Origin of the sequence: Pantoea sp. EABMAA-21, assembly GCF_030053335.1 — a bacterium.
Taxonomy (GTDB): domain Bacteria; phylum Pseudomonadota; class Gammaproteobacteria; order Enterobacterales; family Enterobacteriaceae; genus Pantoea; species Pantoea communis.
Window position 1 is genome coordinate 291,996 of sequence record NZ_JASGBX010000002.1, and the last position, 22,844, is coordinate 314,839.

At 55.5% G+C, this 22,844-nt stretch carries 22 protein-coding genes; 20 read left to right on the forward strand and 2 right to left on the reverse strand.

Going from position 1 to position 22,844, the window contains the following annotated elements; genetic code table 11:
• Positions 1 to 118 precede the first annotated feature (118 nt).
• Positions 119 to 790: a transcriptional regulator TctD gene (gene tctD / locus QMZ65_RS04850; RefSeq protein WP_283215526.1), complete on the forward strand. Its 672-nt coding sequence runs from the start codon at positions 119 to 121 to the stop codon at positions 788 to 790.
• Positions 781 to 2,157 carry a sensor histidine kinase gene (locus tag QMZ65_RS04855; RefSeq protein ID WP_160833448.1) on the forward strand — a complete coding sequence of 459 codons (1,377 nt, stop codon included), beginning with the start codon at positions 781 to 783 and terminating at the stop codon, positions 2,155 to 2,157. The genes tctD and QMZ65_RS04855 overlap by 10 nt, the downstream gene beginning before the upstream one ends.
• On the opposite strand, the gene QMZ65_RS04860 is transcribed toward QMZ65_RS04855, so the two are convergent.
• Positions 2,144 to 3,049 (reverse strand): DMT family transporter, encoded by a 906-nt coding sequence (locus tag QMZ65_RS04860; RefSeq protein WP_097116564.1) that lies wholly within the window; start codon positions 3,047 to 3,049, stop codon positions 2,144 to 2,146. The genes QMZ65_RS04855 and QMZ65_RS04860 overlap by 14 nt on opposite strands.
• A 95-nt stretch (positions 3,050 to 3,144) precedes the next feature.
• On the opposite strand from QMZ65_RS04860, the gene QMZ65_RS04865 reads away from it, so the two are divergent.
• From QMZ65_RS04865 to hisP, 15 genes are all read left to right on the forward strand, one after another.
• The gene (locus tag QMZ65_RS04865; protein WP_160869157.1) at positions 3,145 to 3,924 is read left to right on the forward strand and encodes an AraC family transcriptional regulator; all 780 of its coding nucleotides are present in this window, start codon (positions 3,145 to 3,147) and stop codon (positions 3,922 to 3,924) included.
• Positions 3,925 to 3,983: 59 nt separating this feature from the next.
• Positions 3,984 to 5,108: a 4-phosphoerythronate dehydrogenase PdxB gene (gene pdxB / locus QMZ65_RS04870; protein WP_211728255.1), complete on the forward strand. Its 1,125-nt coding sequence runs from the start codon at positions 3,984 to 3,986 to the stop codon at positions 5,106 to 5,108.
• Between the two features lie 102 nt (positions 5,109 to 5,210).
• Positions 5,211 to 6,221 carry an aspartate-semialdehyde dehydrogenase gene (locus QMZ65_RS04875; RefSeq protein WP_283215527.1) on the forward strand — a complete coding sequence of 337 codons (1,011 nt, stop codon included), beginning with the start codon at positions 5,211 to 5,213 and terminating at the stop codon, positions 6,219 to 6,221.
• Positions 6,221 to 7,027 (forward strand): tRNA pseudouridine(38-40) synthase TruA, encoded by an 807-nt coding sequence (gene truA / locus QMZ65_RS04880; protein WP_097116567.1) that lies wholly within the window; start codon positions 6,221 to 6,223, stop codon positions 7,025 to 7,027. The genes QMZ65_RS04875 and truA overlap by 1 nt, the downstream gene beginning before the upstream one ends.
• Positions 7,028 to 7,063: 36 nt before the next feature.
• Positions 7,064 to 7,726, forward strand: a complete 663-nt coding sequence (locus tag QMZ65_RS04885) for a DedA family protein (protein WP_097116568.1) — start codon at positions 7,064 to 7,066, stop codon at positions 7,724 to 7,726.
• Positions 7,727 to 7,858: 132 nt separating this feature from the next.
• Entirely contained in the window at positions 7,859 to 8,767 is a 909-nt protein-coding gene (accD, locus tag QMZ65_RS04890) for an acetyl-CoA carboxylase, carboxyltransferase subunit beta (protein ID WP_034825118.1), read from the forward strand.
• Between the two features lie 189 nt (positions 8,768 to 8,956).
• Positions 8,957 to 10,225: a bifunctional tetrahydrofolate synthase/dihydrofolate synthase gene (gene folC, locus QMZ65_RS04895; protein WP_166934771.1), complete on the forward strand. Its 1,269-nt coding sequence runs from the start codon at positions 8,957 to 8,959 to the stop codon at positions 10,223 to 10,225.
• Positions 10,215 to 10,970, forward strand: coding sequence for a cell division protein DedD (gene dedD / locus QMZ65_RS04900; protein ID WP_283215528.1), 756 nt, complete (start codon positions 10,215 to 10,217; stop codon positions 10,968 to 10,970). Before folC ends, dedD begins: the two co-directional genes overlap by 11 nt.
• 250 nt (positions 10,971 to 11,220) lie before the next feature.
• Positions 11,221 to 11,706 carry a colicin V production protein gene (gene cvpA, locus QMZ65_RS04905; RefSeq protein WP_034825265.1) on the forward strand — a complete coding sequence of 162 codons (486 nt, stop codon included), beginning with the start codon at positions 11,221 to 11,223 and terminating at the stop codon, positions 11,704 to 11,706.
• A gap of 36 nt (positions 11,707 to 11,742) precedes the next feature.
• Positions 11,743 to 13,260, forward strand: coding sequence for an amidophosphoribosyltransferase (gene purF, locus QMZ65_RS04910; RefSeq protein ID WP_034825114.1), 1,518 nt, complete (start codon positions 11,743 to 11,745; stop codon positions 13,258 to 13,260).
• A gap of 115 nt (positions 13,261 to 13,375) precedes the next feature.
• Positions 13,376 to 13,945, forward strand: coding sequence for a UbiX family flavin prenyltransferase (locus tag QMZ65_RS04915; protein WP_038645698.1), 570 nt, complete (start codon positions 13,376 to 13,378; stop codon positions 13,943 to 13,945).
• Between the two features lie 275 nt (positions 13,946 to 14,220).
• Complete coding sequence (argT, locus tag QMZ65_RS04920) at positions 14,221 to 15,003, forward strand: lysine/arginine/ornithine ABC transporter substrate-binding protein ArgT (RefSeq protein WP_034825110.1); 783 nt, start codon at positions 14,221 to 14,223, stop codon at positions 15,001 to 15,003.
• Between the two features lie 192 nt (positions 15,004 to 15,195).
• Positions 15,196 to 15,882 carry a histidine ABC transporter permease HisQ gene (locus tag QMZ65_RS04925; protein WP_038645701.1) on the forward strand — a complete coding sequence of 229 codons (687 nt, stop codon included), beginning with the start codon at positions 15,196 to 15,198 and terminating at the stop codon, positions 15,880 to 15,882.
• The gene (locus QMZ65_RS04930; protein ID WP_034825106.1) at positions 15,879 to 16,595 is read left to right on the forward strand and encodes an ABC transporter permease; all 717 of its coding nucleotides are present in this window, start codon (positions 15,879 to 15,881) and stop codon (positions 16,593 to 16,595) included. Before QMZ65_RS04925 ends, QMZ65_RS04930 begins: the two co-directional genes overlap by 4 nt.
• A gap of 8 nt (positions 16,596 to 16,603) precedes the next feature.
• Positions 16,604 to 17,377: a histidine ABC transporter ATP-binding protein HisP gene (gene hisP / locus QMZ65_RS04935; protein WP_038645703.1), complete on the forward strand. Its 774-nt coding sequence runs from the start codon at positions 16,604 to 16,606 to the stop codon at positions 17,375 to 17,377.
• Between the two features lie 141 nt (positions 17,378 to 17,518).
• Here the strand turns inward: hisP and QMZ65_RS04940 are convergent, their stop codons facing one another.
• On the reverse strand, positions 17,519 to 18,466 hold the full coding sequence (locus tag QMZ65_RS04940) for a sugar-binding transcriptional regulator (RefSeq protein WP_160833453.1): 948 nt from the start codon (positions 18,464 to 18,466) through the stop codon (positions 17,519 to 17,521).
• A gap of 194 nt (positions 18,467 to 18,660) precedes the next feature.
• On the opposite strand from QMZ65_RS04940, the gene dalD reads away from it, so the two are divergent.
• From dalD to QMZ65_RS04955, 3 genes are read left to right on the forward strand one after another with little or no spacing between them, the layout of a single operon-like run.
• Positions 18,661 to 20,049, forward strand: coding sequence for a D-arabinitol 4-dehydrogenase (gene dalD, locus QMZ65_RS04945; RefSeq protein WP_160833454.1), 1,389 nt, complete (start codon positions 18,661 to 18,663; stop codon positions 20,047 to 20,049).
• 2 nt (positions 20,050 to 20,051) lie between these two features.
• A complete protein-coding gene (gene xylB / locus QMZ65_RS04950) occupies positions 20,052 to 21,521 on the forward strand; it encodes a xylulokinase (protein ID WP_283215529.1) in 1,470 nt (489 codons plus the stop codon).
• A 27-nt stretch (positions 21,522 to 21,548) separates the two neighbouring features.
• Positions 21,549 to 22,829, forward strand: coding sequence for an MFS transporter (locus tag QMZ65_RS04955; protein ID WP_038645712.1), 1,281 nt, complete (start codon positions 21,549 to 21,551; stop codon positions 22,827 to 22,829).
• Positions 22,830 to 22,844: the final 15 nt, after the last annotated feature.

Genomic DNA, 22,844 nt, shown 5'->3' on the forward strand with positions numbered 1-22,844 from the left:
TTCGCTCCATTCATGCTTCCAGAGTGTGACAACTGCCGAACATTCGGCGTTGCTGAATTGTTAATGGTGTAACCTTTCATTTACCTTTCAGTGCTCGGGAAAAGTATCAGGATGTGATATGCGTCTCTTACTGGTGGAAGATACGGTTGACCTGGCCAGCTGGCTGCAAAAAGCGCTGACACAGAAAGGTTTTGCCGTGGATTGGGTCGCGGATGGCCTGGCGGCAGACCATGTGTTGCAGAGCGAAGACTATGCGGTGGTGGTGCTGGATGTATCACTGCCACGGCTGGATGGTCTGGCGGTGCTGGCGCGTTTGCGTAAGCGTGGGCAAACCACGCCGGTATTGTTGCTCACGGCTAAAAGTGCGCTGGAACAGCGCGTGCAGGGCCTCAATGCGGGCGCGGACGACTATCTCACTAAACCCTTTGAACTGGATGAGCTGGAAGCGCGCCTGCGGGCGCTGTTGCGTCGCAGCCAGGGGCAGACTATGCAATCGCAGACCGTGGGCCAACTGGAACGTGACGGCGAAGGCTATTTTCTGCTGAATCATAAACCGTTGATGCTCACGCCGCGTGAAGCCAGCGTGCTCTCGACTTTGATGCAACGCCCTGGACGTCCGGTGTCACGCCAGCATCTTTATGAACAGACCTTTACCTTAACCGATGAAGCCAGCCTGGAAAGCATTGAACTGTATGTGCATCGGGTGCGGAAAAAGCTGCAGGGCAGCGATGTTGCCATCGTGACGCTACGTGGGCTGGGATACAGTCTGGAGTGCCAGCCGTGCGCCTGAGCCATTCACTGCGTGGTGAACTGCTACTGTGGTTGGGCGCTCCGTTGATGTTGCTGTGGGGGTTGTCGGTTTATACCCATTACCAGAGTGCGCTGCAGGCGGCGAATCAGGCCTACGATCGTTCACTTCTCGCCTCGGCCCGCACGGTGGCGGAAAGGCTGGTGGTGCGACAGAACCATTTGGAGGTGGATGTGCCCTGGGTGGTGCTCGACAGTTTTGAGCGCAACATGAACGATCAGCTGTTCTATCAGGTGATCTCGCCGCAAGGCAAAACCCTTTCAGGTTACCCCGATCTGCCCCCTTTACCGCGCAATGCGCCGCTTTCTGAAGCCTATCCCGCATTAGTGCACTTTTACGACGGCAGCTATCGTAAGCAGCCGATTCGGATTGCGGCGTTATGGCAACCGGTAAACGAGCAGGGCGTAGAGGGGATGGCGCTGGTTCTGGTGGCCGAAACCCTGAATTCTCGTCATGGGTTTGCGGAAGGATTATTGCGCACCGCGTTGATCAGTCAAAGCTTTCTGGTGTTGATTACTCTGCTGTTAGCCAGCCTGTTATTACGCAAAGTGTTGCGGCCGCTGCGCCGATTATCGCGCATCATGCTACGACGTGCGCCAGGTGAGTTGACGCCTTTGCCGTCGCTATTACCCTGGTCGGAATTGCAGCCGTTAATTATTGCCTTTAACCGGCATCTGGAACGACTGCGGGGCTTGCTGGCACGACAGGAACGCTTTAGTGCCGACGTTTCACACCAATTACGTACACCGCTCACTATTTTAAAAACCCAGGTTGGCGTTGCGCTCAACAGTGATGATCCTGCGCAGTGGCGCGAAAGTTTGCTTGGCATGCGCCATACGCTCAACGATACGGTGCAACTTACCGATCGGCTATTGCAGCTGGCGCAAATAAAAGCCCGGCACGGTGAGGACAAGCCTTTTTCTCGGGTCAGTTTGAATGAAATTGTGGAACAGGCATGTTTCAGCAGCTATGCCGGCGCGCGCCACAAACACATCGATCTGGGATTTGAAGGCGACATTCCCTGTGTGGTGCAAGGCGATGGCTTATTACTGGCCGAACTCTGTGCCAACCTGCTGGACAATGCGATTAAATACACGCCAGAAGGCGGGATCGTCACGGCGAGATTGCGGGAGAAGCAGCTGGAAATTGAGGACAGCGGACCGGGCATTAGCGCGGCACAACAGCATCAGGCATTGCAGCCGTTTGGTCGCCTGGATACTGCCAGCCAGCCCGGTGCGGGCATCGGGCTGGCGCTGGTCAAAGATATCTGTGCCTGGCACGGTGCGCAGTTGCTGCTGGATCGCAGCCCGCAGCTGGGCGGGCTGCGCATCATCATCAGCTTTCGCTGAGCTGAACGGTACGTTCACGTGGCTTGCGCAGCGGTGTTTTCAGGCGTTGTGCCAGAATCACACCCACTAACGTCATGCCACCGCCAATCCAGTGATAGGCATGCAGTTGCTCATGCAGGAACATCACGGCAATGATGGCGGTAAACGCGGGCACAAAATTCATAAAAATGGTGGTGGTACTGGCACCTAGACGTTGCACACCAAGGATCCACAAGAACGGCGCGATAATGGACGCGAACAGCCCGGCAAACAGCACCAGCGGAATGTTATGCAAGTTCAGCGTGACGTCCGGTGCGCGCAAGAATCCAGGCAGTAACAGCAACACACCAAAGAAAATCTGCACGTACAGGCTCTGCCAGGTCGGCAGAGGGATCGCCCAGCGTTTGGTCAGCACACCGTAAAGCGCATACGAGGTGGAAGCCGCCAGCATCATCAACTCGCCGTTGCCCAGACGCTGATTCAGCAACTGAGCTGGATTCCCTTCACTCACCAACCATACTAAACCGGCAAAGGACAACAGGCCGCCGATCAAAATGCCGCGCGTCGGCGCAAGGCGTAAAACGAACAGGCTGAGCAGAATGGTCAGTAGCGGAATCGTGGCACCCAATATACCCATCATCACCGCCGACACGCTGTGGGCGGCATAGTAGGCGAGACTCTGATAAAGCACCATGCCCAACAGGCCGAGGATCAATAATCGCCACAGATTGGCCTTCACGGCATGGCGATGGCGCCACACGCCGGGCAGGCTGAAGGGGGCCAGCACGATGAGCGCCAGCAGCCAGCGATAAAAGGAGATGGCGGCAGGATCGATGCTCCCGGCAGAGAGTTTGCTGACAATGGTGTTGATCGACCAGATCATCACCGCAATCAACGGAAACAGTAAATTCATCGTACGACTCCTGAGTTTAATCGCGAATAGTTTACATTTGACCGGTTTTGTTCAGATAGTTAAAATCGGACAATATTCGTTAGTGACCGGACAGAATGAATTTACAGATCGAGTATCAGCCGCCGATTGATGCGCCGCTACTGCGCTATTTTATGCGCTACGAGCAGGCTAATGCGAAAACTGAATATCTCCCGCATCTGCACAGTTGGGGTCAGGTGATTTTTGTCACCAGCCACGTGCTGGAGATGGAAGTGGAGGGGGAACGGTTATTAACGCCCGCTGATATGCCGATCTGGATCCCGCCAGAACAGCGCCACAGCAGCTATAACCATTGCCATGCCCAGTTCCGCACCTTCAATCTCGCCGCCGATCTCTGTGCGGGGATGCCCGACAATGCCTGTTTACTGCACGTTGATGCGATTGTGCACGCCATCATGAATGATTTTGCACAGCGTGAGTTGGAGCAGCCTCAAACCGAAGCGGACTGGCGACTGTGTGAAGTCTTGATTGATCGTCTGCGTCAGGCACCGGTGCACACCAGCTATTTGCCGTTGTCGGACGACAAATTTCTCGCGCCTATTTTGCGCGCGCTGGAAGAAAATCCCGGTGATAACACCACGCTGGCACAATGGGCGAAGCGGGTGTTCACCACCGAGCGTACGCTGGCGCGACGTTGTCAGCAGCAGTTGAAGATGTCTTTCAGCGAATGGCGCCAGCGTTTACGGTTTTTGCGTGCCATTGCGCTGCTGGAGCAGGGGTGCAGCGTGCAAGGCATTGCACACGAACTGGGTTATAGCTCGTCGTCGGCGCTGATTGTGATGTTCCAGCAGCAGGCCGGCACTACACCGGACCGCTATCGCAGCCGGTTAGGTTAATCCCCGGCTTTATGTAAGAATACGCACCTCAAAACGCCTCAGTAGACAGGACCGCCGCAGTGAAAATTCTCGTCGATGAAAACATGCCTTACGCTCGTGAACTCTTCAGTCGAACGGGTGAAGTATTGGCCGTGCCGGGACGTCCGTTACCCGAAGCAGAGTTACAGGATGCCAGCGGACTGATGGTGCGCTCGGTGACTAAAGTGAATGCGGCGCTGCTGGCCGGTACGCCGGTGAAGTTCGTTGGCACCGCCACGGCTGGCACTGATCATGTGGACGATGCTTCTTTGGCGGCCGCCGGAATCGCCTTCTCGGCGGCACCCGGCTGTAACGCAATTGCGGTGGTGGAGTATGTGTTCTCCTCCTTACTGCTGCTGGCCGAACGCGATGGTTTTGAACTGCGCGATCGTACCGTAGGTATTGTCGGTGTGGGCAATGTGGGGGGGCGTTTGCAAAAACGTCTTGAAGCCTGGGGGGTGAAAACCCTGCTGTGCGATCCGCCGCGTGCGGATCGTGGCGATCAGGAAACGTTCCACACGCTGGATGAGCTGGTGGCGCAGGCCGATATTCTGACCTTCCATACGCCGCTATTTAAAGACGGCCCCTACAAAAGCTGGCACCTGGCCGATATGGCACTGCTGATGGCACTCCAACCCAACACCATTCTGATCAATGCCTGCCGTGGCCCGGTGGTGGATAACGCCGCGCTGCTTGAAGTGATGAAAATGCGCAGCGACCTCAGCGTGGTGCTGGATGTGTGGGAGCCGGAGCCGGATCTGAACCTCGATCTGCTGGACAAAGTCGATATCGCCACGGCACATATCGCGGGCTATACGCTGGAAGGCAAAGCGCGCGGCACCACACAAGTATTTGAAGCCTGGTGCGCGTTTATCGGTCAGCCGCAACAGGTGGCGCTGGAGAGTCTGCTGCCTGCACCGGAATTTGGCACCATTACGCTGCACGGCAAGCTCGATCAGCCAACGCTGAAACGACTGGTGCACCTGGTGTATGATGTGCGCCGCGACGATGCGCCACTGCGAAAAGTGGCTGCCAAACCGGGCGAATTTGATCGCCTGCGCAAGCAGTATGAAGAGCGTCGTGAATGGTCATCACTGCAGGTGAAATGTGATGATGCTGATAGCGCCGCGATGCTGGAAAAGCTCGGTTTCCGCGCCAGTTTGTAAAGTTAAATCAATCCCCTGCGTTTTCGCTCGGGAAAAGTCTTAAATGTCAGGCGGTGTCATCACCGCCTTCTGTTTTTATGTCATTGTCTGGAGTAAACCAACATGTCTGACGGCTGGAATATTGCGCTATTGGGCGCAACAGGCGCAGTAGGGAACGCTGTACTGGAATTGCTGGCAGAACGCCAGTTCCCGGTTGGTGAATTGTATCTGCTGGCGAGTGAAAACAGCGCCGGTGAAAGTGTGCGTTTTGATGGTCGCACCCTGCGCGTGCAGGATGCGGCTGAATTTGACTGGACGCAGGCGCAGCTTTCGTTTTTCGCTGCCGGACGTGAAGCTTCCGCGCGTTACGCGGATGAAGCCGCAAGCCAGGGTTGCCTGGTGATCGACAGCAGCGATCTGTTCGCGCTGGAGCCGGATGTCCCGCTGGTGGTGCCTGATGTGAACCCGCAGGTGCTGGCCGATTATCGCAATCGCAATATCGTGACGGTGGCCGATGCGCTGGTAAGCCAGCTGTTAAGCGCTATCAAACCGCTGGTGGATACGGCGGGGTTAAGCCGTTTGCAGGTGACCAATCTGATGTCGGTTTCCAGCCACGGTAAAGCGGCAGTGGATGGCCTGGCGGGCGAAAGCGCACGTTTGCTGAATGGTGTACCGGCAGATGAGCACTATTTTGGTCGTCAGTTGGCGTTCAACCTGTTGCCGCAGTTAGCGGATAGCCATGGCAGCGTGGAGAGTGAACGTCGTCTGGTGGATCAGGTGCGCAAAGTGCTGCAGGACGAAGGCTTGCCAATTGCCGTCAGCAGCGTGCAGGCGCCAGTGTTTTACGGCAACACGCAGATTGTGCATGTCGAAAATTTACGTCCGCTGTCAGCCGAAGAAGCGCGAGATGAACTGGCGCGTGCTGATGACATCAACCTCAGTGAGGACGGTGAATATCCGACGCCCGTCAGCGATGCATCAGGCAATGATGCGCTGAGCATTGGCAATGTGCGTAATGATTACGGTCTCCCTGAGCTGCTGCAATTCTGGTCCGTGGCTGACAACGTTCGTTTCGGCGGCGCACTGATGGCGGTAAAAACCGCTGAGAAATTGGTGCAGGAGTACTTCTATTAATGTTGTCTGAAGAAACGACATTTAAGCTGGCGTTAGGCATTGAGTACGACGGCAGCCGTTACTACGGCTGGCAGCGACAGAACGAAGTGCGCAGCGTGCAGGAAAAGCTGGAAAAAGCGCTGTCGAAAGTGGCGAATCACCCGGTGGTGGTGTTCTGCGCCGGACGCACGGATGCCGGTGTGCACGGTACCGGGCAAGTGGTGCATTTCGAAACCACCTCGCAGCGCGCCGACAGCGCCTGGACGCTGGGCGTCAATGCCAACCTGCCGGATGACATCGCGGTACGTTGGGTGAAAGCGGTGCCGGAGGAATTTCATGCCCGCTTTAGCGCCACCGCGCGTCGTTACCGCTATGTGATTTTCAATCAGCGGCTGCGACCGGCGATTCTTGGCAACGGCATCACCCATTTTTATCATCCGCTGGATGTCGAGAAAATGCAGCGTGCCGGTCAGTGTTTAATTGGCGAGAACGACTTTACCTCGTTCCGTGCGGTGCAGTGCCAGTCGCGCACGCCGTGGCGCAACGTGATGCACCTTAACGTCACACGTTACGGACCTTATGTGATTGTCGATATCAAAGCCAACGCGTTCGTGCACCACATGGTGCGCAATATTGTCGGCAGCCTAATGGAAATTGGCTGCGGCAACCAGCCGGAAAGCTGGATGGCTGAGTTGCTGGCGGCAAAAGATCGTACTCTGGCGGCAGCGACCGCTAAAGCCGAGGGGTTGTATTTGGTGGCGGTGGATTACCCATCTCACTTTGCGTTACCTCAGCCTGCGTTGGGACCGTTGTTCCTCGCAGATTAATTTAAATGAGTAAGGATGTTTGGGAGCCGGAACATTATGGAATTCATCCACTTTTTGATCGACTTTATTCTCCATATTGATGTGCATTTAGCCGAACTGGTGGCGCAGTACGGCGTCTGGATTTACGCCATTCTGTTCCTGATCCTGTTCTGCGAAACCGGCCTGGTGGTCACACCTTTCCTGCCAGGGGATTCGTTACTGTTTGTTGCTGGCGCGCTGGCGGCACTGCCGGGTAACGATCTCAACGTGCATTTAATGGTCACGCTGCTGGTGGTTGCTGCCATCCTCGGCGATGCGGTGAACTACACTATTGGTCGGTTGTTCGGTGAGAAGCTGTTTAGCAATCCGAACTCGAAAATTTTCCGTCGCAGCTATCTGGATAAGACCCACGCCTTCTACGATCGCCACGGTGGCAAAACCATTATACTTGCGCGCTTTGTACCAATCGTGCGAACCTTTGCCCCCTTTGTGGCGGGGATGGGACACATGTCTTATCGCCACTTTGCGCTCTTCAACGTGACGGGCGCACTGCTGTGGGTGCTGTTGTTCTCCTATGCCGGTTACCTGTTTGGTGATTTGCCGGTGGTACAGGAGAACCTAAAACTGCTGATTGTTGGCATCATTGTGGTCTCAATTTTGCCAGGCGTGATTGAAGTATGGCGCCATCGCCGTCAGGCACGTCAGCAGAAGCCACAGTAAGGCTGTCACCAGATTTTTATCCACAGCGTGAACGGGTTGTGGTTTAATGAGCGACATTTACGGCCTGCTGAAGGTGATTTCAGCAGTCACAAGAAGACTGGACCAGGTCAGCATTAAACAGAAAGGTCATCAATGAGCTGGATTGAACGCATACTGAATAAAAGCACCACCACGCCAACACGCAAAGCCAGTATCCCTGAAGGGGTCTGGACCAAATGCGATAGCTGTGGTCAGGTGCTGTACCGCGCCGAACTGGAGCGTAACCTTGAGGTCTGCCCGAAGTGCGACCACCACATGCGCATGCACGCCCGTGAGCGTTTGCACACCATGCTGGATGAAGGTTCTCTGGTTGAATTAGGCAGCGAGCTGGAACCGAAGGATCTGCTCAAGTTCCGCGATTCTAAGAAGTACAAAGATCGTCTGGTTGCCGCGCAGAAAGACACCGGTGAGAAAGATGCTCTGATCGCCATGAAAGGCACCCTGCACGGTATGCCAGTGGTGGCGGTGGCTTTTGAGTTCTCCTTTATGGGCGGCTCAATGGGCTCTGTGGTTGGCGCGCGCTTTGTGCGTGGCGTTGAGCAGGCACTGGAAGATAACTGCCCGCTGATCTGCTTCTCTGCCAGTGGCGGTGCCCGTATGCAGGAAGCGTTACAGTCGCTGATGCAGATGGCAAAAACCAGCGCAGCGCTGGCGAAAATGCAGGAACGCGGCTTGCCGTACATCTCCGTGCTGACCGACCCAACCATGGGCGGTGTGTCTGCCAGCTTCGCGATGCTGGGCGATTTGAACGTTGCTGAACCGAAAGCGCTGATTGGCTTTGCCGGTCCACGCGTTATCGAACAGACCGTGCGTGAGAAACTGCCACCGGGCTTCCAGCGCAGTGAGTTCCTGATCGAAAAAGGCGCGATCGACATGATCATCCGTCGTCCGGAAATGCGCTTTAAGCTGGCCAGCCTGCTGGCGAAAATGATGAACCTGCCAGCGCCGCTGCAGGATGGTGATCAGCCTTCTACGGCTGTGCCAGAGAGCAACGAGGCCTGACAGGCAACGAAAAGCGGTGGTTAAACGCTTTTCACCAATGAACCGTAAACACCCAGTCATTCGAGTTGCAGCAAGGCGGCAAACGAATGAAGCCCCGGCAGCTTACCCAGTAAGGGATCGGGGGTGATTGAGTGCAGCCCACGCCGCTGCGGCTTGAATGACGATGTGTAAGATGAGTAAACGGGACACATGGACACTCTGCAGCTTCCTCAAGCCACGTCGCCTTTGGCCACGTGGCTTCATTATCTTGAACACCTGCATTCACAGGCCATCGAATTGGGCCTGGATCGTATTCAACGCGTCGCCGCACGCCTTGATCTGCTAAAACCCGCTCCGTTTATCTTCACCGTTGCCGGTACCAATGGCAAAGGCACCACCTGCCGCACGCTGGAAACGCTTTTGATGGCCGCAGGCTATCGCGTGGGCGTGTATAGCTCGCCGCATCTGGTGCGCTACACCGAACGCGTGCGCGTGCAGGGCTCCGAGCTGGATGAAGCGCTGCACAGCGCCAGTTTCGCCAGTATTGAAGCTGGACGCGGTGACATTTCACTCACCTACTTTGAATTCGGCACCCTCTCTGCACTGAATCTGTTCCGTGAGGCCAATCTTGATGTGGTGATCCTCGAAGTGGGTCTTGGCGGACGTCTTGATGCCACCAATATCATCGATGCGGATGTTGCGGTGATCACCAGCATCGCGCTCGATCACACCGATTGGCTGGGGCCGGATCGCGAAAGCATTGGTCGCGAAAAAGCCGGCGTGTTCCGTGGTGGCAAACCTGCAGTCGTCGGTGAAGCCGATATGCCGCACACCATCGCCGAAGTCGCGGCGGAGAAGGGCGCGCAGCTGCTGCAAATCAACCGTGACTGGCAGTGGCAGAAGCAGGAAAATAGCTGGACGTTGCAGGATAGACACGGTGAACTGCGCGACCTGCCGTTGCCGCAGGTGCCGTTGCCCAATGCGGCGACCGCGATCACCGCGCTGCGCGCATCAGGACTCAATGTCAGCGAAGCGGTGATCCGCGAACATTTGCCCTTAGCGATTCTGCCTGGGCGCTTCCAGACGGTGAGTGAAAGCCCGCGCGTGATTCTCGATGTGGCGCATAATCCGCATGCGGCGCATTATCTGGCTTCACGTCTGGCGGAGTTGCCGAAAAGCGGTAAAGTGCATGCAGTGGTCGGCATGTTGCATGACAAGGACATCGCGGGGACGCTGGCCGCGCTGGCACCGCAGGTGGATCGCTGGTTCTGTGCACCGCTTGACGGTCCGCGTGGCGCCACCGCCGATGAGCTGATCGCCCACCTTGAAGGTGGCAATGCGTATGATAACGTCGATGCAGCATGGCAGGCCGCGCGTCAGCAAGCCGCGCCTGAGGATGTGATTCTGGTGTGTGGTTCTTTCCACACCGTTGCACAGGTTATGGAATCGATGTCAGCGGAGAATGGCAGTGGCAAGTAAGTTTCAAAATCGCTTAGTCGGTACCGTCATTTTGGTGGCGATTGGCGTCATCGTGCTGCCGGGGGTGCTCGACGGCAAGAAAAAGCATTACAAAGAAGAGTTCGCAGCGATTCCGCTGGTGCCAAAGCCGGACGATCAGCAGGATAGCGAAATGGTGCCGCCGGTGACGCAACCGCTCCCGGCGCAGCCGCCGGAAGGGGCGAGCACGGCGCAAACCTCGGATAACGGTAAAGCCAGCAGCTCGGCCAGCAATGGCAATGCGCAACCGGTGCAGAACAGCGAGCCTACGCTGGTGACACCGCCGCCGGTGCATCAACAGACGAAGCCGGTTGAGCAGCCGAAGCCAAAAGTGGTCGAGCAGCCCAAACCTAAGCCGGTTGAACAGCCGAAGCCAAAACCGGTCGAACAACCGAAGCCCAAAGTGGTAGAACAACCGAAACCGGTTGAGCAGCCAAAAGTGGTCGAAACACCGAAACAGAGTGAACCGGAAGCGGCTCCTGCGGGGCAGGCGTTTGTGGTTCAGCTGGGTGCGCTAAAGAATGCGGCCAAGGTCAGTGAGATTGTGGCGCAACTGCGTCTGTCAGGATATCGTGCCTTTACCGTGCCATCCACGCCGGTGCAGGGACAAATCACGCGCATTTATGTGGGGCCGGATGCCTCAAAAGCGAAGCTGCAGAGTTCGCTGAGTGAGCTACAAAGCATCTCCGGGCTCGGTGGCGTGGTGAAACCGTACGGCACGCGTTAATGCTGTGATAAGCCGCGCCGATAGCAGTAAAAGGCGCGGTATAGCACAAGCGGTTAAGCGAAATGTTGTCGTAAAGCTGTTTTATATCAGTGGGTTAAATTGCTGATTTTACTCAGGGCGAGGAAAGTTTTTTTCATCGCCCTTTTTATGGATACAGAACCGGAAAACCCTACGCAAACGTTTTCTTTTTCTGTTAGAATGCGCCCCGAACTGGATGCAGGGGTGCATAAGCACTGGGTTGGAAGCGTTCATGATCTGGATTGATTACGTCATTATTGCGGTAGTTGGTTTTTCGGCTCTGGTCAGCCTGATTCGTGGGTTTGTCCGGGAAGCCTTATCTCTCGTTACCTGGGGATGCGCGTTTTTTGTCGCCAGTCATTACTACACCTACCTTGCAGTCTGGTTTACAGGTTTTGACGACGAACTGGTTCGCAACGGCATCGCGATAGCGGTGTTATTCGTTGCCACTCTGATTGTGGGTGCCATCGTGAACTATGTGATCGGCTCGCTGGTGGAAAAAACCGGCTTGTCGGGAACCGACAGGGTGTTGGGGGTCTGTTTCGGGGCGTTGCGTGGCGTGCTGATTGTTTCCGCTATGCTCTTCTTCCTCGATACATTCACCGGCTTTTCCAAAAGCCCGGACTGGCAACAGTCGCAACTCATTCCCCAGTTCAGTTACATCATCAGGTGGTTTTTCGATTACCTGAAAAGCACGTCCAGTTTTATACCCCGGTAACGCCACCGGGAGTGCGGCCAATGAGGAAATGACAACATGTGCGGTATTGTTGGTATCACCGGTTTTATGCCAGTAAACCAGTCGATCTATGACGCGTTAACGGTGCTGCAGCACCGCGGGCAAGATGCCGCCGGCATTTGTACCATCGATGCGCTTAACTGCTTCCGTCTGCGTAAAGCGAATGGCCTGGTGAGCGATGTCTTCGAAGCACGCCACATGCAGCGTTTGCAGGGTAATATCGGGATTGGCCATGTTCGCTATCCAACCGCGGGCAGTTCCAGCGCTTCTGAAGCGCAGCCTTTCTACGTAAACTCCCCGTATGGCATCACGCTGGCGCACAACGGCAACCTGACCAACGCGCACGAACTGCGTAAGCATCTGTTCGAAGTGGGTCGCCGTCACGTTAACACCACCTCTGATTCTGAAATCCTGCTGAACATCTTTGCGCAGGAGCTCGACCGTTTCCAGCATGACCCGCTGGAAGCTGACAACATTTTTGCTGCGGTAGCGGCAGTGCACCAACAGGTGCGCGGCGCTTACGCAGTGGTTTCGATGATTATTGGCCATGGCTTAGTTGCGTTCCGCGATCCAAACGGGATTCGCCCATTAGTGCTGGGTAAACGCGTGATTGCTGATGGTCGCACCGAATATATGGTGGCGTCAGAAAGCGTGGCACTGGATACTTTAGGCTTCGAGTTCATCCGCGATGTGGCGCCTGGTGAAGCGGTGTACATCACCGAGCAGGGACAACTCTCCACGCGCCAGTGTGCTGAGAATCCCAAAACCAACCCTTGCCTGTTCGAATACGTCTACTTTGCGCGTCCAGACTCCTTCCTTGATAAGGTGTCGGTCTACAGCGCACGTGTGCGTATGGGCACCAAACTCGGTCAGAAAATTGCCCGCGAATGGGAAGACCTGGATATCGATGTGGTGATTCCTATCCCGGAAACCTCCACTGATGCCGCGCTGGAAATCGCCCGTATTCTCGACAAGCCATATCGTCAGGGCTTCGTGAAAAACCGCTATGTGGGCCGCACCTTTATCATGCCAGGCCAGCATATGCGTCGTAGCGCGATTCGCCGCAAACTGAACGCCAACCGTGCTGAGTTCCGTGATAAGAACGTGCTGCTGGTTGACGATTCCATCGTGCGTGGCACCACGTCTGAGCAGATCATTGAAATGGCGCGCGAAGCCGGTGCAAAACGTGTTTACCTGGCGTCTGCCGCGCCGGAAATTCGTTTCCCGAACGTCTACGGTATCGATATGCCGAGCGCTACCGAACTGATCGCGCATGGCCGTGAAGTGGAAGAAATTCGTCAGCTGATCAAAGCCGATGCGCTGATCTTCCAGGACCTCGATGATCTGATCGAAGCAGTACGTGAAGAGAACCCGGATATCGCACAGTTTGAGTGCTCGGTATTCAACGGCGTTTACGTCACCAAAGATGTCGACCAGCAGTACCTCGAGTATTTGCAGTCACTGCGTAATGACGATGCGAAAGCGATTCAGCGTCAGAACGAAGTGGAAGGTCTGGAGCTGCATAACGAAGGCTAACCGCCTCGTGGTGCTCATCTTTAACAGGGCGGGGGAAACTCCGCCCTGTTTGTTTTTGTATTTTTGCTCAGTGAGCGGCTATCATTGCCGCAATCTGAACGGGCAGGGCTGAATAATGAAACGACTGATCATTGGTATTTCCGGCGCCAGTGGCGCGATATACGGCGTGCGATTGTTGCAAGTGCTGCAACCTTTGGCCGATGTGGAAACCCATTTGGTGATCAGTCCGGCTGCGCGTCAGACGTTATCGCTGGAAACGGATTACAGCCTGCGTGATGTGCAAGCACTGGCTGATGTGGTGCATGACGTACGTGATATCGCTGCCAGCATCTCATCAGGTTCCTTCAAGACACTTGGCATGGTGATTTTACCCTGTTCAATGAAAACCCTTTCCGGCATCGTGCACAGCTACAGTGATAGTTTGCTGACGCGCGCCGCCGATGTGGTGCTGAAGGAGCAGCGTAAACTGGTCCTGTGCGTGCGCGAAACGCCGCTGCATCTTGGGCATTTACGCATGATGACCACGGCCGCGGAATTGGGCGCACTGATCATGCCGCCGGTGCCCGCTTTTTATCACCGCCCACAAAAAATTGAAGATCTGGTCGATCAAACTGTCAATCGCGTCATTGATCAATTCGATATTGAGCTGCCGCAAGACCTGTTTACCCGTTGGCATGGCGCATAATGGTGCAATTTTGCACTAACTGTGTGCAATTTCGCGTGCCCGATCACTCTTCGTGCATCTTGTGCACCAAAAGTTAACAATGTCGCTTTTTCTTCCTCACGTCGCTGTTATATTTCCCTCACAAACTAAGTGCTTGCGCCCCTGAAGGGCGCGGTATTTAGTGCGCCTGAGCACGCTTTCGCCGTTTTGCATAACTGGCATGAAACCTGCAAATCATTCAGCGCAAACACACATCACGACCATATAACAATAAGCACTTCACTTGAGGGTTACCTATGAAAAAGCGAGTTCTGGCTCTTTCCCTGATGCTGGCCATGTCCAGCGCTGCGAGCGTGTTCGCTGCGGTACCAAAAACGCTGCGCATCGGGACTGACCCGACATACCCGCCGTTTGAATCCAAGAATGCACAAGGCCAGTTAGTCGGCTTTGACATCGATCTGGCGAACGAAATCTGTAAGCGTATCGAGACCAAATGTACTTATGTGGAAAGTGATTTTGATGCACTGATCCCGTCGCTGAAAGCGAAGAAGATCGACGCTATCATCTCTTCTCTCTCCATCACCGAGAAACGTCAGGAAGAGATCGCCTTCTCTGAAAAACTTTACGCCGCCAATGCGCGTTTAGTGGCGAAGAAAGGTTCCAGCCTGCAACCGACCATCGAATCGCTGAAAGGTAAAAACATTGGTTTGCTGCAGGGCACCACTCAGGAAACCTACGCCAACGAAAACTGGCGTCCTAAGGGTGTCACTGTAACGCCATACGCCAACCAGGATCTGGTGTATCAGGATCTGGATGCAGGTCGTATCGATGCGGCTTTCCAGGATGAAGTGCAGGCGAGCGAGGGCTTCCTAAAACAGCCAGTGGGCAAAAACTATGCGTTTGCCGGTCCAGCGGTTAAAGATGACAAAATCTTTGGTGTCGGTACTGGTATGGGCTTGCGCAAAGACGATGCCGATCTGAAAGCAGCCATCGACAAAGCGTTCGATGCCATGCGTAAAGATGGCACCTACGACAAGATTGCGAAGAAGTACTTTGATTTCAACGTGTACGGCGATTAATTGTCCTGTTTTCTGACCTTGATGATTGATTTGCAGCAGGGTTGGTCATAACTATTCACTCCGGGCGCTTACTTATGTAAACTCCCGGGGTTCATACGCTTGCCGCCATCTACCCTGTGATTCAAATCCTGGTCAGGACTGTCCGTTAGTTGGGCAGCGTTTGTTATTTTCCCTCACGACAGGATCGAACCCATGCTGTATGGCTATTCTGAAGTAATCCTAAAAGGCACCCTGGTGACCCTTGAGCTGGCACTCAGCTCCGTGGTGCTTGCCTTAGTGCTTGGCTTAATGGGCGCTGGCGCCAAACTCTCTCGCAGTCGCCTGCTGGTGATGATTGCTGAAGGCTACACCACCTTAATCCGCGGTGTACCTGATCTGGTTTTGATGTTGCTGATCTTCTACGGTCTGCAAATCGCTCTCAATACGGTCACTGATGCGCTGGGCATGGCGCAGTTTGATATCGATCCGATGGTGGCCGGTATCATCACACTTGGCTTCATCTATGGTGCCTATTTCACTGAAACCTTCCGGGGTGCTTTCCTCGCTGTGCCAAAAGGGCAGATTGAAGCGGCTACCGCTTTCGGTTTCACCGGTTCGCAAACTTTCCGTCGTATTTTGTTCCCGGCGATGATGCGTTTTGCGTTACCAGGTATTGGCAATAACTGGCAGGTGATTCTCAAAGCCACAGCGCTGGTGTCGCTGCTGGGGCTGGAAGACGTGGTGAAAGCCACGCAGCTGGCGGGTAAAAGTACCTGGCAGCCGTTCTACTTCGCGATCGTCGCGGGGGTGATTTATCTGGTGTTTACCACGCTGTCGAACGGCGTGCTGTGGTGGCTTGAACGCCGCTACACGGTGGGTGTGAAAAGGGCAGAGCTATGATCGATATTATTCAGGAGTATTGGAAACAGCTGCTCTGGACAGATGGTTACCGTTTTACCGGCGTCGCCATTACGTTGTGGTTGTTGATTCTTTCCGTGGTGATCGGTGGTTGTATGGCGGTGTTGCTGGCGATTGCGCGTGTATCGCCAAATCGTTATATCTCAACGCCCGTCTGGCTGTTCACCTATGTCTTCCGTGGTACGCCGCTGTATGTCCAGCTGCTGGTGTTCTATTCCGGCATGTATACGCTGGAAGTGGTGAAAGGATCGGAGCTGCTGAATGCCTTCTTCCGCAGCGGCCTGAACTGTACGCTGCTGGCCTTTACGCTGAACACCTGCGCTTACACCACCGAAATTTTTGCCGGGGCCATTCGCGCGGTTCCCCATGGCGAAATTGAAGCGGCACGCGCTTACGGTTTCTCCCCGTTTAAAATGTATCGCTGCATCATACTACCGTCGGCGCTGCGTACCGCGCTGCCAGCCTACAGTAATGAAGTGATCCTAATGCTGCACTCCACCGCGCTGGCATTTACTGCCACGGTGCCAGATCTGTTGAAAATCGCGCGTGATATTAACTCGGCGACCTACCAGCCGTTTACCGCGTTTGGCATCGCTGCGGTGCTGTATCTGATTATCTCTTACGTGCTGATTAGCCTGTTCCGCAAGGCGGAACGCCGCTTCCTGGCGCACGTGAAACCTTCTTCATCGCATTGAGTATCACTATGGCTGACAACAAATTAAGCGTTACCGAACTGCACAAGCGTTACGGTGAACATGAAGTTTTGAAAGGCGTATCACTGCAGGCGAACGCCGGCGATGTGATCAGCATTATTGGCTCGTCCGGTTCCGGGAAAAGTACCTTCTTACGCTGCATTAACTTCCTCGAAAAGCCGAGCGAAGGCACCATTTCGGTTAACAACGAGCAAATCAATCTGGTGCGCGATACCGATGGACAGCTGAAAGTGTCCAACAAAGAGCAGCTGCGTTCACTGCGCACTCGTCTGACCATGGTGTTCCAGCACTTTAATTTGTGGAGCCATATGACGGTGCTGGATAACGTCACCGAAGCGCCAATCCAGGTGCTGGGGCTGAGCAAAGCCGAAGCGCGTGAGCGTGCGATTAAATATCTGGATAAAGTCGGCATTGATGAGCGTGCGCGTGCTAAATATCCGGTGCATCTTTCGGGCGGTCAGCAGCAGCGTGTGTCCATTGCCCGCGCCCTGGCGATGGAGCCGGAAGTGCTGTTATTTGATGAACCGACTTCTGCGCTCGATCCCGAGTTAGTCGGCGAAGTGCTGCGCATCATGCAGAAACTGGCTGAAGAGGGTAAAACCATGGTGGTGGTGACGCATGAGATGGAGTTTGCTCGTCATGTTTCCAATCACGTGATTTTCCTGCATCAGGGCAAGATTGAAGAGCAGGGCTCGCCAGATGAGCTTTTCGGCAACCCGAAAAGCCCACGTTTGCAGCAGTTCCTGTCGGGATCGCTGAAGTAAATTTTGCACGATGGTTAAGGCGATGGAAGCGGGGGCAGAGGAGTAAAGCATCCCGCGCCAGGGATGGCGCGGGCTGAGGCCCAGGGATGGTTTATGCCGTCTTTACGATCTGCCCCCGCTTCCTGAGCAGGCGCTGAAAACTCACTCTCGCAGTAACCTCAGCGCCGTATCTTCATCGGTTACCAGTCCCGATACCCAGCCGCCCTGCAATGCAGCCCGAATCGCCGGATACTTCCGCTCGCTGCCGGAAAAACCAATAATCTTGCGCTGTGTCTGGCTCTCCAGCAATACGCTGGTCAGTAGCTCATCGGTTTCGCCCCACACGCGCTCACCTTGCTGATTGAAAAAGTGACCGAGCATTTCGCCCACCACGCCGCGTGCATTCAGTGCCTCAACCTGTGCATCGGTGATAAATCCTTCGGCATTTAACGGACAACCCGGCATCACTTCCCCAATCCCCACAAAAGCCACGTCCGCCTGCAATGCGCGATCGGTGACGCGCTGATACACCTGATGCTGCACCCACATCGCTTTATCCTGTGGTGTGTCGGCGTACAGCGGCGCAGGAATGAAGAAATATTTGCCCTGCATCTTTTCGGCCATTTTCAACGGCACATCGTATCGTGTACCGGAATCATCGCGTGCAATCGCCCCAATCATCGAAACGCACTGATGCTGCGGACGATCCACCCAAGGCAATGCATCGATCATTGAGCGTAGAGTCTTGCCCGAACCAATGCCAAACACCTGCGGCGTTTCCTCATTGATGAACTGTGACATCACCGCCGCGCCTTCCACCGCCAGCATTTGTTGAATGGCGTCATCATTCAGATTGGCCGATGGCACCACGCGGCACAGATCCAGACCAAATTTCTCCTGCACCTCGCGCGCCAGCTGCAAACAGTGGGTGACGGGATGATCGATTTTTACGCTCACCATGCCCATCTCGCGTGCGCTGGAGACCAGACGCTGCGCAACCTGACGTGACAATCCCAATGCCTGCGCAATCTCTTGCTGCGTGACGCCTGCAACGTAGTACATCCACGCGGCACGTGCGGCCAGCTCCTGCTTTTTCTCTTCTCTGCTCATCACGCTGTTCCGTCAAAACTGATGCGACATCTTAGCGCGTGTTTTACGAAAAGCACTAACTGAGCAAAAGCCCCAAAAAAGAGCAAATGTATTATTTGTGATAAGGCTCGCAGAACGATCCTCGCCACGCACACTATGCTACCTGTCATCGGGCAAATGCCCTGTCTTGTGGCAAATGTTTAATTGAGGCGATTATGACCAATCAATCAGTGTGGATACACATCGGCGCGGGATCTTTCCATCGGGCACATCAGGCGTGGTATCTGCATAAACTGCGCGAGCAGGGAGATGAAAGCTGGGGCATCGCGCTCGGCAATATCCGCAATGACGCGGTGCCGTTGCTCAATCAGCTCGCGGCGCAGAACGGCGAATATGTGCTGGAAACCGTGACGCCAGAAGGTGAGCGCGATTACGAAACCATCACCTCGCTGCGCAAAATCTTGCCGTGGGACAGTGAAATTAGCGCGCTGGTTGAGCAGGGGGCCAATCCGCAAACCCGTGTAATTGGCTTTACCGTGACTGAAGCGGGCTACTACCTGACACCTGAATTTAAATTGGATCTCAATCAGGCAGACGTGAAGGCCGATCTGGGTGGCGACATCCGCACTATTTATGGCGCACTCAGCCGCATCCTGACAGCGCGTGTTGCACAAGGTGGCGCGCCGGTCACACTGCTGAACTGTGACAACCTGCGCCACAACGGTGAGCGTTTCCGTGAGGGATTCCTCGCCTTCCTTGCCGCCAAAGGCGATACCGCGCTGGCAGATTGGGTGCGCACGCAGACCACTTCACCGAATACCATGGTCGATCGCATTACTCCACGCCCAACGCCGGATGTGGCGGAGCGCGTGCAAGCCGCAACCGGCAAACAGGATGGGGCAGCGGTGATGGCAGAGTCCTTTATTCAGTGGGTGATTGAAGATGACTTTATTGCCGGGCGTCCGGCGCTGGAAAAGGTCGGCGTTGAGCTGGTGGAGTCGGTGCTGCCGTGGGAAGAAGCGAAGATCCGCATCCTCAATGCGACGCATGCCGCGATTGCCTGGGCGGGCACGCTGATTGGCTTGAACTATATCGATGACAGCACACGTCATCCGGCGATTTATCAACTGGCGCACGACTACGTCACTCAGGATGTCATTCCCTCTCTGTCGCCCAGCCCGCTTGATTTAGCCGATTACCGCGACGTGGTGCTGGCCCGCTTTAGCAACCCATACATCAAAGACACCAACCAGCGCGTGGGCGCTGATGGCCTGTCCAAAATTCCCGGCATGGTGACGCCAACCCTGCAACAGTGCTACCAGCGCGGTGCGCAACCCAGTGCAACAGCGGTGATTCCGGCACTGTTCTTCCTGTTTATGCAGCGCTGGGCCAATGACGATCTGCCGTATTCCTATCAGGATGGTGCGCTACAGGCCGATGCGCTGCGTAACCAGTTCGCCAGTGCCGATCCGCTGAAGGCCTTCCTGAGTGATAGCGCGCTGTTTGCCGAATTGGCAAACGACAAGGCGTTTCATGCGCTGGTGACGCACCGTGTCGCAAGTTTGCAACAGTGGCTGAAACAGCCAGAACTGGCGGCGGTGTAATCATGTATCTCGGCATTGATATCGGTACGTCAGAGCTTAAAGCGCTGATCATCAACGCGTATGGTGAGATTGTGGCGTCACAGCATGCCACGCTCACTGTGCAGCGCCCACATCCCCACTGGGCAGAACAGGATCCCGAACGCTGGTGGCAAGCCTGCACTGAGGTGCTGGCGGCATTGCGTCAGCAATCTCCTGATGCGTGGGCTGCTATCCGTGCCATCGGCTTATCCGGCCAGATGCACGGGGCCGTGCTGCTGGATGCGGATGGCAAGGTTTTGCGTCCGTGCATCTTGTGGAACGACACGCGCAGTGCGCCACAGTGTGAGGTGCTGCGTAAATGCTATCCGCAGATGATGGCGATCAGCGGCAACATGATCATGCCCGGCTTCACCGCGCCGAAACTGCGCTGGGTGGCGGAACATGAGCCAGAGATCTTCAGCCGCATCGATAAGGTCCTGCTGCCGAAAGATTATCTGCGCTGGCGTCTTACCGGGCACTTTGTCAGCGAGCCTTCGGATGCTGCCGGTACGCTATGGCTGGATGTGGCACAGCGTGACTGGTCTGAAGAACTGCTGGCCATCACCGGACTGACGCGCGCGCAGATGCCTGAACTGGTGGAAGGCAGCGCGGTGAGTGGCCGTGTGCAATCGGCACTGGCGAGTGAGTGGGGTCTATCCACCTCGGTTACGGTGGCGGGTGGTGGCGGTGACAATGCCGCATCGGCGGTCGGCGTGGGTGCAGTGAATACGGGGGATGCTTTTATCTCATTGGGCACTTCCGGTGTGATTTTCGTTGTGAACGATCGCCTGCAAGCCGACCCTCAATCCGGCGTGCATGCCTTCTGCCATGCGCTACCGGGTCGCTGGCATCAAATGAGTGTGATGCTGAGTGCCGCCAGTTGCCTGCGCTGGTTGTGTAATCTGCTGTCGGTTAGCGAAAGCCAGTTGATGCAGGAGATGGCACAGCTCAGCGATGAACAACTGCGGAGTGCCCCGATATTCCTGCCTTACCTGTCAGGTGAGCGCACGCCGCATAACGATCCTGATGCCTCCGGTTCTTTCTTCAATCTTCGCCACGAAACACCGCGTGCTTTGCTGGGCTATGCGGTGATCGAAGGTGTGGCATTTGGGCTGGCGGATGGGCTGGCGGTGCTCGGGGATGCCCAGCACCACATTCAGCAATGCAGCCTGACCGGCGGTGGAGCACGCAGCACGCTGTGGGCACAGCTGATTGCCGACGTGTTGCAACTGCCCATCGTCACCCATCCGGCCAGCGCATCCGGTGCGCTGGGCGCCGCACGACTGGCATGGCTGGGCGATGGCGGTAATGAGCAAGAGGTCTGCCTGAAACCACTGGTGCAGGCACGATATCAACCGGATGCCACGCGCGGTGCGGTGCTGCAAAAGCGGCTGCGTCTGTTCCGCGAACTCTACATCCAACAACAACAGGTGCGCAGCTTGCTGCCTGCATAACGGCTTACCGAACAGAAGGTGATGGTGATGCAATCGAACGAATACTGGTTTGGCTTACCGAAAAAGATGTTTTGGGGCTTCCTCGCTATCGCGATTTTCATGGCGGGTGATGGCTTTGAAATGGCGTTTCTGTCGCGCCATATCACCGACATGGGCTTTACACCTGCGCAATCTGCGGTGGTGTTTACTTTCTATGGTTTAGCGGCGGCGCTGGCGGCCTGGGCGTCGGGCGTGGTGGCTGAGCTGATCACCCCGCAGCGCGCCATGATGATTGGCTTTGTGCTGTGGATCGTGATGCATGCGCTGTTTATGTCGCTGGGGCTTGGTCTGCGTAACTATCCGCTGATGGTGCTGTTCTACGGTATCCGCGGGCTGGCTTATCCGCTGTTTATCTACTCGTTCATGATGATGCTGGTGCAGGTCTTGCCACGTGAGAAACTGGCAGCAGCTACCGGCTGGTTCTGGGCAATGTATTCCGTCGGCATCGGCGTGGTCGGCAGCTATTTGCCAAGCCTGACCATTCCGATGCTGGGGGAAACCGGGACGCTGTGGCTGGCGATTATCTGGGTGGCCTGTGGTGGAATTCTGGCGTACTTCAGTCTGCGCAACGTGCCGGTGGATCGCTCACGTGTGAATTTGCCGATGCGTGACAAAATGACCGAGATGTCGCGGGCCGTGACCATCCTGTTCACGAATCAGCACGTGTTTTATGCCTGCCTGATTCGCATCATCAACACGCTGTCGCTGTTTGGTTTTGCCATCATCATGCCACTGCTGTTTGTCGATCGTCTCGGCTTCACTATCTCTGAATGGCTGCAGATCTGGGCGGTGTTCTTCTTTGTTACCATTTTCACCAACATCTTCTGGGGCATCACCGGTGAGAAGCTAGGCTGGATCCGTCAGGTGCGCTGGTTTGGTTGCCTGGGAATGGCGATTTCCAGTCTGATGTTTTATTACCTGCCGCTGTATGCCGGTCACAACTTCTGGGTGGCGCTGATTCCGGCAGTGATGCTGGGGATCTTTGTGGCGGCATTTGTACCGATGACGGCGGTATTTCCAACGCTGGAACCGCATCATAAAGGTGCCGCCGTCTCGATCTACAACCTGTCGGCGGGCCTGAGCAATTTCGTGGCTCCGGCTATCGCCTCAGTGATGCTGCCGTTCTTTGATATCGTCGGGGTGGTATGGGCTTATACCGCGCTGTATGTGTTTGCGGGGGTGCTGACCTTTATCATTCGCGTGCCGCAGCCGGGACATACGCGTGAAGAGAGGGCGGTGAAATCGCGAGTAGCGGAACAACGCAGCTAAGCGAAAAACGGCGGC